The organism is Pontibacter sp. HSC-36F09 (assembly GCF_024171605.1).
Lineage (GTDB): Bacteria > Bacteroidota > Bacteroidia > Cytophagales > Hymenobacteraceae > Pontibacter.
Map to the genome: position 1 here is coordinate 1,065,629 of NZ_JALKAA010000001.1, position 12,122 is coordinate 1,077,750.

Annotated in this window: 10 protein-coding genes; 1 reads left to right on the forward strand and 9 read right to left on the reverse strand. The window is 47.2% G+C overall.

Annotated elements, in window-relative coordinates; all coding sequences use genetic code 11:
• Positions 1–780 precede the first annotated feature (780 nt).
• The 9 genes from L1278_RS04915 to L1278_RS04955 all read right to left on the reverse strand — a co-directional run bounded on the left by L1278_RS04915 (position 781) and on the right by L1278_RS04955 (position 11,296).
• The gene (locus L1278_RS04915; RefSeq protein ID WP_253401486.1) at positions 781–2,397 is read right to left on the reverse strand and encodes an Ig-like domain-containing protein; all 1,617 of its coding nucleotides are present in this window, start codon (positions 2,395–2,397) and stop codon (positions 781–783) included.
• A gap of 76 nt (positions 2,398–2,473) precedes the next feature.
• The gene (locus L1278_RS04920) at positions 2,474–3,361 is read right to left on the reverse strand and encodes a bifunctional 2-polyprenyl-6-hydroxyphenol methylase/3-demethylubiquinol 3-O-methyltransferase UbiG (protein WP_253401488.1); all 888 of its coding nucleotides are present in this window, start codon (positions 3,359–3,361) and stop codon (positions 2,474–2,476) included.
• Positions 3,362–5,224, reverse strand: coding sequence for a tRNA uridine-5-carboxymethylaminomethyl(34) synthesis enzyme MnmG (mnmG, locus tag L1278_RS04925; RefSeq protein ID WP_253401490.1), 1,863 nt, complete (start codon positions 5,222–5,224; stop codon positions 3,362–3,364).
• A gap of 67 nt (positions 5,225–5,291) precedes the next feature.
• Positions 5,292–5,720, reverse strand: a complete 429-nt coding sequence (gene ybeY, locus L1278_RS04930) for an rRNA maturation RNase YbeY (protein ID WP_253401492.1) — start codon at positions 5,718–5,720, stop codon at positions 5,292–5,294.
• Complete coding sequence (locus L1278_RS04935; protein ID WP_101444487.1) at positions 5,704–6,129, reverse strand: ATP-binding protein; 426 nt, start codon at positions 6,127–6,129, stop codon at positions 5,704–5,706. Before L1278_RS04935 ends, ybeY begins: the two co-directional genes overlap by 17 nt.
• A 31-nt stretch (positions 6,130–6,160) precedes the next feature.
• Complete coding sequence (locus L1278_RS04940) at positions 6,161–9,469, reverse strand: DUF4175 family protein (RefSeq protein WP_253401494.1); 3,309 nt, start codon at positions 9,467–9,469, stop codon at positions 6,161–6,163.
• Between the two features lie 157 nt (positions 9,470–9,626).
• Positions 9,627–10,388 (reverse strand): exodeoxyribonuclease III, encoded by a 762-nt coding sequence (locus L1278_RS04945; RefSeq protein WP_253401496.1) that lies wholly within the window; start codon positions 10,386–10,388, stop codon positions 9,627–9,629.
• A gap of 97 nt (positions 10,389–10,485) precedes the next feature.
• Positions 10,486–10,836, reverse strand: coding sequence for a hypothetical protein (locus tag L1278_RS04950; RefSeq protein WP_220626147.1), 351 nt, complete (start codon positions 10,834–10,836; stop codon positions 10,486–10,488).
• A 106-nt stretch (positions 10,837–10,942) separates the two neighbouring features.
• Entirely contained in the window at positions 10,943–11,296 is a 354-nt protein-coding gene (locus L1278_RS04955) for a carboxymuconolactone decarboxylase family protein (RefSeq protein ID WP_253401498.1), read from the reverse strand.
• 95 nt (positions 11,297–11,391) lie between these two features.
• Here L1278_RS04955 and L1278_RS04960 point away from each other — a divergent pair, with 95 nt between their 5' ends.
• A complete protein-coding gene (locus tag L1278_RS04960) occupies positions 11,392–12,078 on the forward strand; it encodes a ComF family protein (RefSeq protein ID WP_253401500.1) in 687 nt (228 codons plus the stop codon).
• Positions 12,079–12,122 lie beyond the last annotated feature (44 nt).

The following is a 12,122-nucleotide window of genomic DNA, read 5'->3' on the forward strand; positions in this document are numbered from 1 at the left end:
TACCTCTTACGGTAATCCGAAGACTTTCTTTGCTAGGCTTGCTCTACTTTCTTTGAATAGTTGTTTCACGCATTGTTTGATTCGCTACTGCTCATCAACTCTACGCAACTTCTTACTTGCTGAGTTTCCCTTTTCAGTTACTTATACCGTTGAAGCGGCTAGCTATACCTATGCGATTACTCTAAGCGTCTTAACCGGGATTATATCAGATCTTTTTGATGGGAGGAGTGTCCTGGTATAAACCTACCTGGTGCGATCATATCTGGTTAGCTTTGTTGTGTAGCAGGCCGTGCTATTACACTTTTAGGGGAGAGCTAGATTTGCAAACGTTTCAAACTGATGGGGACTTGTCAGGCGTGGCGTTAAGTGATTTTACAATGGTTCTTTTCACTCCGTAACAGCGGTTTGGTAAGTTGGTCCCTAATAGCTGCTTATACCTTCAGATCTTTTGTGCTTGCTTTAGTACGGTGACACCCATTGGCTATGTAAACCTTTTACAGGAATCAATATGAGCTAAAGTTTGTGAGAGTGGTTCCCCTATTCGTTTTTGTCAGTTAAGGATTTTCTGCCTGATTTCTTGCCTGTGACTAATGCCCTTTTTTCGAAAGTTTCAGTAGTATCTTTGCGTCATCAGTTTGCTTTACTATTGTTGACAAGTTAGCGTCTCTATCCTCTCCGGGTTACTTGTTGCACCTTTCTGTATATTTTATCCACTGCAAGTCAGCCTGTTTACGTTGGTCAGGACAAAAAAAAGGAAGCTAAGTTGCTTCCCTTTTTCTTCTAAAACGTTACGTTCTCTTCCATCTCCCAGTTTGCCCGGATCTCCAATGGTTTGTCATGAAGGTATACCTGCTCTGGTTCTTTGACTAGTTCCGGATCTCCTCCATCCCACTTGCCATTGTTGTTGGCATCCAGTATAACCCGGATAAAGTAGGTACCTGGTTCAATGTTCCTGAAGTTGTACGTTTTGGTATTACGCACCTGGTTCTTCACTTTATATTGGTTGTCTACTAACTGAACGATGTAATTCTTCTGTTCTGTTTTAACGGCTCCTCTCAAACTTCCGGTTCCACGCGCTTCTGCTATCGTTACCTGTATAGCGGGTTTGCTGAACTGCGCTCCCTGTACCGGCACTATACCCGCGCTATCTAGTATGATGGTTGCTTCACGAATCTTGTTGGTCCACTTTGGCATTACGAAACTCAATTCTGTAGCTGAGCGATCTAATTTCACCTGATCAGGATACGTTAGTCTGGCTACTTCAATGCTGTCGGCTAGCAGGCGTATGGGCTCTTTTATCTTGATGCTTACCGGTGTTTCTAATTCGATTGTTACTTGCTGTCCTTCACTCACTGTGTTGTTATCGCCTGCATCATTGCCATTCGCCTTCAGCCTTGCTCCGCTTACACGTTGGGCTCTCTTTCCTTCAAATGCTATTTGAACCGTATCCACAGTGCGATTTGCAGCAGAGTCCATTGCGGTTAACAGGGCTCTGCCTCCAGTGAAACGGTTGCTCCCAAATACATCCACTATCTTTCCATCTGGCGATAACTTATGGATCAGGGTATCCTTTGGGGAGTCGGCGGATGTTGCTACGAACATTTCCAGGCCTTCATTATAGTTAGCTACAAAACGGTCCGTATACCTTTCGCGGCGTTGCAGAAGCGGGCGTTTGGTATCTATTCGTACCGTTTGCAACACTACTTCCTGCTCTTCGCTGGTTACGCGGATTGGTTCTGCTTTGTAGGCTATCCACTCTTCCTCATTATCATAAAGTGAGTTGTTGTTCTTGTCTGTCAGTGCGTAGATCCTGTATTCACCGTCCTTTATGTTTTCAAATGTAAACTCCCCATTCGCATCTGTCTGTGTCTGGTAATATGGTCTGCTCTTCCGGATGCTCAGGGTATCGTTCGTTGGGTACAAGGCAACCACAGCTTCCTTCTCCGGTTCTTGTGTCAGCAGTTTAACCACTTGCCCGCTCACTCTGCTTGAATCGATGAATGTTCCTGTACTGAACGTAAGCCCTAGCCCTTCTGCTATGTTTTTTTCCGTGATATCCTGTATGCCTTTCCGGAAGTTAAAGGTATAGGTGGTGTTCTCCTCAAACGGTTCTTCAAAAACCAGTTCTAATCTAGTCTTCTCTAACCTCACCTGGTATTTGTTATCAGTGAAAGGCGTAATCAGCAATTCCTTTTGTAAGTTGTTTGGTTGCACTTCTTCATTAAAGTCTAACGTGATCGTGCGGGTGTTGACATTTAGATCTTGCGGCTTGGGGTTGCTGTTGAGGAGTTCTGGTGCTTCTTCATCCTTTGGGCCTCCTTCAGGGTTGTTTATACTCGCACAGGATGCAAGTGTCATGAGGGAAGCAGCGAGAAAAATACTGTTGACAAGTTTCATCTACTATTCGTTTAAATGAAAAACAGGCAAACTTTCGCCTGCCTTGTTCTTATTTATTAACACTCGGTTGCGGTGCTTATTTTCTCTTTGCTACAAAAATGAGGCTCGAATAATCGTTGCCGTTTTTCTCTGCGTAGCTATTGGACTTGTACCCGTTCACTACACTGCTGATGACCTTAGTCTTCCCCTCCTTCTGTTTCTCGCTTAGCATGCTCACGTAGTAGGCATCAAACTTCATAGGCAGTACTTCCTCTAGCTGCATCTTATGCTTTTTGAGTAGGCGCTTCATCGTCGGCTGCGTGAAATGGTACAGGTGCCGAGGCACATCATAGGCCGCCCAGTTTGCCTTGTATTGCTGCGCATCATGCGAATCTGCATTGGGAACAGCTATGATCAACGTCCCGTTGTCGTGCAGCAAGTTGATAAGCTCAGCCAAAGTTTCATTTAGCGTATGGATATGCTCTAGCACATGCCACATCGTGATGACTTCGAATTTCTCACCAGAAATTTCTTCAAGTCCCTTAGCCATTATCTCTCCTGTCAGTGAGGAAGCTTCCTCACGTGCACGGGTATTTGGCTCGACTCCTCTTATGTCCCAGCCGTCCTGTTTGCAAGCATTCAGGAATACGCCTGTACCACAGCCATAATCCAGTATGGTCCCCTTAGAAGGGGCGTGCCTGTTGATAAGCTCTACTTTTTGCTTCGTCGTAATGGAGCGAACCACATGATAGGCCCTGTTGATAATGCCTGTCTTAATGTTGCTATGCGATATGTATTCCTCAGATTCGTAATACTTATCAATACTGGCAGCATCCGGTCGAGGGTTTGTAAACTTGAAGTTGCAGTTTTCACACTCCACAATCACAAAGCTCTCTTTCGAGACCGCGTTGTCTGTCACTACCAGGAAGTTTTTAAAATCTTCTTTGCCACATATCGGGCATTGCTCCAGTCTTTCGTAGCTCATTTATTTTCCAAGGTATACCATTAGTACCGATATGTCAGCCGGTGACACGCCACTGATGCGCGATGCCTGCCCGATTGTTTCAGGCTGTACACGCAGCAATTTTTCGCGGGCTTCTGCTGACAGGGCAGGTATGTTGCGGTAGTCTATTTTCTCTTTGATGTTATAGTTCTCGAGTTCGCCCATTTTAGCAGCCATAGTATGCTCCTTTACAATGTAGCTCTCGTATTTCACTGCTATTTCAGCTTGCTCTATGCTATCAGCTTTGAATTTGCTCAGGTATTCTGCTACAGCGGGCACCGCTTCAGCTATATGCTTTATTTCAATGTTTGGTCGCTTGATCAGTTGGCCTGCACGCTGCTTTTCTACAATTGGCGCGGAGCCCACTTGCTCCAGCATTCTGTTGATATCTCCTGGCTCAATCGGCTTATTATTCAAATAGGCGATGATATCAGCTGATTCCGTGATCTTCTTATCCACAGCTGCCATGCGACTTTCATCAGCCAATCCGAGTCCGTAGCCGAGCTTAGTAAGGCGAATATCGGCATTGTCCTGGCGTAGCAGAATGCGGTGTTCAGCTCTGGAAGTAAACATGCGGTATGGCTCGTCCGTCCCTTTATTCACCAGATCATCTATCAGCACACCGATGTAAGCTTCTGACCGCTTCAGTATAAACGGTGCTTTCTCATTTATCTTGTAGTGCGCATTTATACCTGCCATCAGTCCCTGGCAAGCCGCTTCCTCATACCCTGTTGTTCCGTTAATCTGGCCAGCAAAGTATAGGTTCTCCACTACCTTGGTCTCCAATGTGAGGTTGAGTTGAGTCGGCGGAAAGAAGTCGTACTCGATGGCATAGCCAGGGCGGAACATCTTGGCATTCTCAAATCCTACAATCTTTTGAAGCGCTTTCATCTGCACATCTTCAGGTAAAGAACTGGAGAAGCCATTCACGTATACTTCTACCGTGTTCCATCCTTCCGGCTCTACAAAGATCTGGTGACGGTCACGATCAGCGAAGCGGTTGATCTTGTCTTCGATAGATGGGCAGTAACGCGGACCCAATCCCTGAATACGGCCCTGGAACATAGGCGACTTCTCGAAGCCTGTCTTCAGGATTTCGTGTACGTCCGAATTGGTATAGGTAATAAAGCAGCTGCGTTGTTTCGCTAATGGCGTCGTTTCAGTGTATGAGAACTTGGATGGGTTTTCATCACCGAACTGCTCCTCCATACGGCTGTAGTCTAGTGACCGACCATCAACTCGTGGCGGAGTTCCGGTCTTCATACGGCCTGCCTCAAAACCAAGTTGGATCAACTGCTCTGTTATACCTTTTGCTGATTTCTCTGCTGAGCGGCCACCGCCCATCTGCTTCTCTCCGATGTGGATAATACCATTCAGAAAGGTGCCATTCGTTAATACAACGGCCTTTCCACGTATAGTTATCCCCAGGCTGGTGCGCACGCCGACGGCTCTTCCGCCCTCTACTTCTATACCTATCACCATCTCCTGCCAGAAGTCCACGTTATCCGTTTGCTCCAATGTCAGCCGCCAGGCTTCAGCAAAGCGCATGCGGTCGCTCTGTGCGCGGGGACTCCACATGGCAGGCCCCTTCGACTTATTGAGCATCCTAAACTGGATCATGGTTTCGTCGGTAATGATGCCGCTCATACCTCCTAGCGCATCTACTTCGCGCACAATTTGTCCTTTTGCCACACCACCCATAGCCGGGTTGCAAGACATTTGGGCAATGGTGTTCATGTTCATGGTAGCCAATAGAATTTTAGAGCCCATCTTGGCAGCAGCAGCAGCTGCTTCGCAGCCCGCATGACCTGCACCTACAACTATGATATCGTATTCTGGAAACATGTATTCTGAATTTAGAGATGTTTCACGTGAAACATCAAAGGAGGGTCGGTAATTCCCTTTTTTGCGATTAAAATTTCCGCAAAGATAAGGAAGAATCTTCGAGTTTGCGCATAGCAGCTTCCTGCTCAGGGGTTTTATCTTTAAAACCTAGCAAGTGCAGAACCCCGTGGATGAGAACGCGGTGAAGTTCGTCGTGGAAAGATGTGCCATGGGTAGCAGCATTATCGCGTACCCGGTCTATGCTTATAAAAACATCACCTTCGATAGTGCCCTCCATGTCGGCATTATCGAAGGTGATGATGTCTGTGAGCGTGTCGTGATCGAGATACTCAACGTTGATCTGGTGCAGGTAATCATCAGAACAGAAAATGTAAGTCAGACCTACCAGTTCGTGCTCGTGCTGCTCTATGATATCTGCTATCCAGCCGGAAATCTGTTCTGGGTTATCCAGCGAGAATTCGATGTCCTCGCTGAAGAACTCAATTAGATGATCCATTCTGTAAGGAAGTGATGTTAAATATGAGTTGTACCTTTTTGCCGTTGTCCAGGAAGTTCACCTCGTCACACAAATTGCGCATCAGGAAAATGCCACGGCCACCTGGGTTCTCCAGGTTTTCAGGAGCGGTAGGATCTGGGAGCGTATCGTAATCAAAGCCGGGACCTTCGTCCTCGATTTCAAAAAGAAGTTGGTTGTTCTCTACCTGGAGTGTGAGGTATACTAGTTTTTCCTTATCGAATTTATTGCCATGGCGGATGGCATTGTTCACAGACTCGGTAACGGCTACCATGATGTTGCCATACACGTCGTCTTCAAACTCGAATTCTTCCTTTGAATTGTCTATGAAGCTTTCTATAACCCGGATGTTCTCGATTAAGGAAGGAATCTGAATTTTAACCTGATTCATATAACTTGTTAGTGATGCTATAAGGTGCGTATTAGTTACTCATATGCTGGAAATACTCATTTACCTTCTGCTTGTAATAGGGCGTAAGGGCCGGTGGTACGGTCTGCAGTAATTCCGTTTGTTTTTCTTTCGTTCTTAAATACTTTTCAAATGACGGCGGAACTCGTCTGGCGACAGCCTGTGCGCTTTTAGCCTCACGTTTGTTGTCCAATTCCCGCTCCTTCATAGACTTCTCAGCCTCCAGCAATCGGGTAAGAATTTCGCGCTGTCGCATGATGGTCTGGTCAGTCAAACGTTTATTAACGAGATCAGTCTCGCTTTGTTCCATCATCTTGGTGATATTTCCTAAGTCACTGTTGCCGCCCTTTTCGCCAGGTTTCTGTCCCTGCTTTTCCATTTCCTTCAAAGCATTGCGCAGAGCCTCCTGCTCCGCAGCTAATTTAGCTAATTCTTCAGACAGTGCCTTGCCTGACTTGCCACCTTTTTTCAATTCGTCGATTTTTTTGTTCAAAGCGTCCTGCATCTGACCAAAATCGCCTGGCTGTGGCTTACTTCCTTTCTGTTTGCTGGCCATATTGCCCTGCATTTGCTGCATGGCCTGCTGCATCTGCTTAAGCGCGTCGTTCAGCATCAGGGCCAGGTTGTTCATAGATGTCATAGCCAGTTGTTGTTGGGCGGTGGCTCGGCCCACGTTGCGGTCGCGCAGATCTTTCATGCTGTTGTCCATACTCTGGTTCATCTGGGCCACCTCACGGGTTACAAACGACTCCAGCTGAAATACCTTCTTGGCTAGGGCAAAAAGGCTATCCTCAATTACTTTGGCGTTGTCGCGGAGCGAGAGCTGTTGCTGCGAAAGCGAAATAAAGCGAGGATCGCTTTGGTTAACGCCTCGGAAAGATTTCATCAAACCCTCTTGGTCAAAAGAAAGCTTGATCAGGTTTTCCAGAATGTCGCGCAGGTTGTCGAGGTTCTGTTCCATACCCTGCATGCTCATGCTGTTCTGCATTTGTTCCATTTGCTGGGCCATCTGCTTCATCTTTTCCCCTGCCTTCTGCTGCGACTCGCTCGCTTTTTTGTTCTGGTTCTTATCAAGCTGCTGTTGCCCCTGCTCCATGTCCTGCTCAATCTGCTGCTTTTCCTGCTGCATTTGCTGCTCGTCCATCTGGTTTGGGTTCTGGAGCTTGTCGTTGAGCTCTTTCAGGTCCTTCATGTCCTGCTTTAGCTGCTCAAACTCTTTCTGTATACCTTCCTGCTCCTGCTGCAGCTGCTTGTTGTCTGCCTGTTTCTGAGCAGTTTTGTCGGACAACTCTTCCTGTTCTTTGGCCATCTCCTCCAGTTTGTTGGTGATATTGTCGAGCTTTTGCTCAAACTGAAGCTGTTTGAATAACTCCAGTGCCCTTTCGAGTTCACGCTCCATGTTGCGCTCGCGGTTATCAAGTTTGCTCAACAGTTTCTGTAGTTCAGAATCTTTCGGGCTTTGCTCCTGCAGTAACTTTTCAAGCTCCTCGTACAGCTTTTTGGTTTCTTCGTCTAGTAGGCTATCCATCAATTTCTTCAGCTCCTGTGCTTTTTCGGCCAGCTGCTTGTCCTGTTCCGAGAGCATATTCTGCTTCTTGTTGAGCTCATCAAAAAGCTCTTTCATAGAGGAGATATCCTGCTCCAGTTGCTTGCGCTTCTCGGCCAGGTCCTCCAGTTGCTTTTTGTCCTGCCAGTTCAGATCACGTTTGGTCTTCATCTTCTCTTCCGACTGGGCGAGCTCCTCTTTCAGCTTGGTGCTTCTCTCCAACGATTTGCTCAGCTGGCTCTCCACCGACTGTGCATTGCTGATCAGTTCCTTTTCAAGGTCCTGACGACTTGGCACGCGCAGTTCAAAGGAACGCGTGCGTGCGCTTTTAGGCCCCTTCAGTCCGTCGTTGTCCCATACCTGCACAAAGTACTCGAGCTTGTCGCCGGGACTGAGCTGCAAGCCGGCTGTGTTCCACTGGTGGTAATAGGTTTGGTTGAGTTGCTGCCGGTTCAGTCCGATCGGCACGCTCTTATACCTGGCTTGAGGGTTTTTATCGTTAGTTACTTTATAGTTCAGCACCAATCGAGTCAGGCCATAGTCGTCTGAAATTTCGCCGGCCAGCACCACAAAGCGGTAAAGCGCAGAATCGTGGTACTGTTCCAATGTGATCTGCGGATGACGGTCAGGTATAGTGGTGATCTGGTAATTGATCTCTTCCTTGTTGGTGCTATGCGCGTTTCGCAGGTTTACCCCATAATTCTGGCTTTCGGTAAACTGCTTGCTGGCTGTGAATAAGTTTGCCTTAGATTTAGCTACAAGCGTTTCAGAGGGGTTTTCTAATTTGATTTCAACACGCTCCGTTTCGGTGGCATCGAAGTTCCAGGTGATAATGCTACCGGCAGGTATAGTGGCGTTGCCAGTGTTTTGTATAAGCTCAGGCTTGCGCTTCAGGTAGGCGGGGTAAGCCACCTCCATATGGAAGTTCTTTAAGTTTGGCCGGGAGAGCAGGTGCAGGTTGTAGTCGCCAGACATAAAGCCTGAGCCTTCCAGTTGGAACTCCACCGGGCGCTGCAGTTGCTTGAAGGTATAGGTATAGCCATCGCCGCTCTTCTGCAGCCGCTGGCGTCTGCCGTTGTAGTGAATGTATACCTCGCTAGGTATAGTCTTTCCCTCCAGCTCCACTTTAAGCTCGAAGTCTTCTCCTCTGTAAGTTTGGAGCGACTCATTCTCCACCACAAACCGGAAAGGAGCCAGTGGGGTATAGTGCTTCTTATAATTGATGATACGCTCTGTGCCCTGTACAAAAATGGTAGGGTATAGCAAAGCGATCAGGAGCATCACAACTGCAGGAAGCGCAATGTACTTGAGAAGCGGTTTGTTCTCGCGATAGGTAATAGCTTCTTCAAAAGGATAGTTGACAAGTTGGGATGAGCGTTGGGCTATACTGGCGGCAATCAGCTCATTGGTCCTGTCAAGGTCTTTAAGCTGAATGGCATTCAGTAGTTTATCCTTTATTTCGGGATAATGGTCTCCTACTCTGGCGGCGGCCTGTTCGTTGGAAAGTAGTTTCCGGAGGTTGGTTAAGGCTGAAAGCGGAGGAATGATCCAGCGAACGAATGCGTAAACAGTGAGGGCGACGAAAGAGAACAGCAGAAAGGCCCGCACAAACACCGGGAAGTAAAAGATGTACTCCAGCAAACTGTACACAATGTAGATGGACATCAGCAGGCCTATGGCGAAAATGCTCCCCCGCAACAATAAGTTGAGGTAAAACTTTTTCTTAAAGGCCTGCAGCTGCTGTAACAGCTTGTCCATCGCATCGTGCTGATTCATCTGCCTGATTCTTTATACGTGACTAACCTATGCTTACAGCTAATGATTAACCTGAGAGGTATAAGTCGTTAAACTATAGAAATTTAAGAGAATCTCCTATTGCCTCTATTATTAAACTGACGACAAGGTCGATTTAGTATACGTATAGGATGTTGTACTATATAATATCCAATAAAACCGGGCAGTGATCAGAGTGTTTGGCCTCCGGCAAGATGGCTGCCCGTTGCATACGGTCCTGCAGATTGCCCGTCACCATGTTGTAATCGATACGCCAGCCCAGGTTCTTGGCTCGTGCCCCTGCCCTGTAGCTCCACCAACTGTAGTTATGCGGCTCCTTGTTAAAGTGGCGGAAGCTGTCCACAAAGCCACTCTCAATAAATTGCGTCATCCAGTTACGCTCTTCAGGTAAAAAGCCGGAGCTATTGGCATTCGATTTCGGGTTATGGATGTCGATCGCTTGGTGACAGATGTTGTAGTCGCCGCTGATCACCATACCTGGCAGCGTTTGCTTCAGGTCACCGATATACCCATTGAAGTCGTCGAGCCATTGCATTTTAAAACCCTGCCGCTCATCACCACTCGATCCGGAAGGCATGTATACGCTCATCACCGAATAATCGTCGTAGTCTGCCCGAATCACACGGCCCTCATTGTCATAACATTCCATGCCGCAACCTATTTCCACATGCTTCGGCTTCTCCTTGCTGAGGATGGCCACCCCGCTATACCCCTTTTTCACAGCTGGATGCAGGTATACGTTATAACCCATGTCCTCGAATATGGCACGATCAAACTTGTCTTCGCAGGCTTTTATCTCCTGCAGGCAAAGTACATCCGGGTTAGCAGCTTTTACCCAATCCTGAAATCCTTTGGAAATAGCTGCACGAATGCCGTTTACGTTATATGTAATAATCTTCATACGTACTGTTTCACAACCATGCAATGGCAGCATGCCTATCCTTTAACTATAAGGAGAAACATGCTGCAGGCATAGGTTTAATAATTTTTTTGAGTTGTTAAATTTCGTCAGCTCTGTCAAAGTACTCCAGGATGTGCCACTTCAGCATTCGTTCCTGCTCTTTCAGATTGGTGAAAGGTATAGGTTTAGCAGAGCGGTAATGGGGCCAACCTTCTTCGTCGACCCGTTCTAATTCGTAGAAACCCGACAGACTGAATACCTTGCAGGTAGCAATGTGCATCAGGTCCTGTTTTTCTTCTTTTGTAAATTCCGAGATGCCCCTGCCCAGTTCCTGTATACCTATCAGAAAAAGGATTGCATTCAAGTCAGGCTTCTTCCCGAAAGTCTTCATCATAGAAGCCCGCAGATTGGTCCATCTGTGCTCCAGGTTAGATGATTCGTCGGCCATATCAGTTAATTGTTAAATGGCTGGATTGTTTAATTGTTGATCTCAATAGCGTAAGAATAACGAAGAGCAGCAACAAGTGAACAGCCCAGCATTTGGAAAACTTTATTTACGAAGCGCTTTGCTGGGCCTTAAGTTCCTCCCAGTACTCGACTGCGCGGCGGAAGTGCGGGATCACGATAGAACCTCCTACTAAGTTGGCTATAGAAAACACCTCAAACACCTGCTCATCCGAAACGCCTTCGTCGAAGCATTTGCCCAGATGATACTTAATGCAATCGTCGCAACGGAGCACCATAGAGGCCACCAAGCCGAGCATTTCCTTGGTTTTTACATCAAGGGCACCGTCCGCGTAGGTGTTGGTGTCGAGGTTAAAGAAGCGCTTAATTACTTTATTATCGTAAGACATGATGCGATCGTTCATGCGCGTACGGTATTCGTTGAATTCTTCTATCTGACTCATTGTTGTGTGTGCTGTGACTGTTTTATGCTTTTAAAAGTATAACAGATAAAGTTAATTGAAATTATCAAGAATACCTTAACTACACCAGCCCTGCTATGTTTCAGGATTTTCTGTCCCTGCTTTTCCCCGAAATTTGCCATGCGTGCGACCAGACACTGGCCCGAGGAGAACGCTATATCTGCACCGAGTGCAACGTGAAACTACCTTATACCGACCTACATTTGCATGGAGCTACCGAATTGAACTACCTACAACAGCGTTTCTGGGGGAAGGCGCCGGTCAGGTTCGCGTTTTCTTATCTGCATTTCAGATCCAAGGGGCGAGTGCAGCGTGTACTTCACAAGCTTAAATATAAAGGAGCACAGGAACTCGGGGAGCACTTGGGCAGGCTGTACGGTACACTGTTGGCTGAACATGGGTATGCAGCACATTTCGATCTGGTTATACCTGTGCCGCTACACCGATTGAAACTCCGGCGCCGTGGCTACAACCAGTCTGATGGTTTTGCCAAAGGTTTAGCAGAAGCACTGCAAATAGCATGGAGTAGCAAAGTGCTTGAGCGCGTGATTGACACCGACACCCAGACGAAGAAAAGCCGCCTCGACCGCTGGCAGAATGTGGAACAGGTATTCGTAGTGAAGCAGGCGGAGGAAGTAAGTGGCAAGCGTGTGCTTTTGGTTGATGACGTATTAACAACCGGTGCGACACTGGAAGCCTGCGCCCACGCATTGTTGCAGAGTGGCTGCAGCGAAGTTAGTGTGACCACTATTGCGGCGGCCTAGGTATAAATGCAAAAAGCCCGGGTAAATCCCGGGCTCTTTAAAAT

What these genes read in the sequence shown, in the direction of transcription:
- L1278_RS04915 (WP_253401486.1), bottom strand. Translation starts at nt 2,397, where the DNA reads ATGAAACTTGTCAACAGTATTTTTCTCGCTGCTTCCCTCATGACACTT.
- L1278_RS04920 (WP_253401488.1), bottom strand. Translation starts at nt 3,361, where the DNA reads ATGAGCTACGAAAGACTGGAGCAATGCCCGATATGTGGCAAAGAAGAT.
- mnmG (WP_253401490.1), bottom strand. Translation starts at nt 5,224, where the DNA reads ATGTTTCCAGAATACGATATCATAGTTGTAGGTGCAGGTCATGCGGGC.
- ybeY (WP_253401492.1), bottom strand. Translation starts at nt 5,720, where the DNA reads ATGGATCATCTAATTGAGTTCTTCAGCGAGGACATCGAATTCTCGCTG.
- L1278_RS04935 (WP_101444487.1), bottom strand. Translation starts at nt 6,129, where the DNA reads ATGAATCAGGTTAAAATTCAGATTCCTTCCTTAATCGAGAACATCCGG.
- L1278_RS04940 (WP_253401494.1), bottom strand. Translation starts at nt 9,469, where the DNA reads ATGAATCAGCACGATGCGATGGACAAGCTGTTACAGCAGCTGCAGGCC.
- L1278_RS04945 (WP_253401496.1), bottom strand. Translation starts at nt 10,388, where the DNA reads ATGAAGATTATTACATATAACGTAAACGGCATTCGTGCAGCTATTTCC.
- L1278_RS04950 (WP_220626147.1), bottom strand. Translation starts at nt 10,836, where the DNA reads ATGGCCGACGAATCATCTAACCTGGAGCACAGATGGACCAATCTGCGG.
- L1278_RS04955 (WP_253401498.1), bottom strand. Translation starts at nt 11,296, where the DNA reads ATGAGTCAGATAGAAGAATTCAACGAATACCGTACGCGCATGAACGAT.
- L1278_RS04960 (WP_253401500.1), top strand. Translation starts at nt 11,392, where the DNA reads ATGTTTCAGGATTTTCTGTCCCTGCTTTTCCCCGAAATTTGCCATGCG.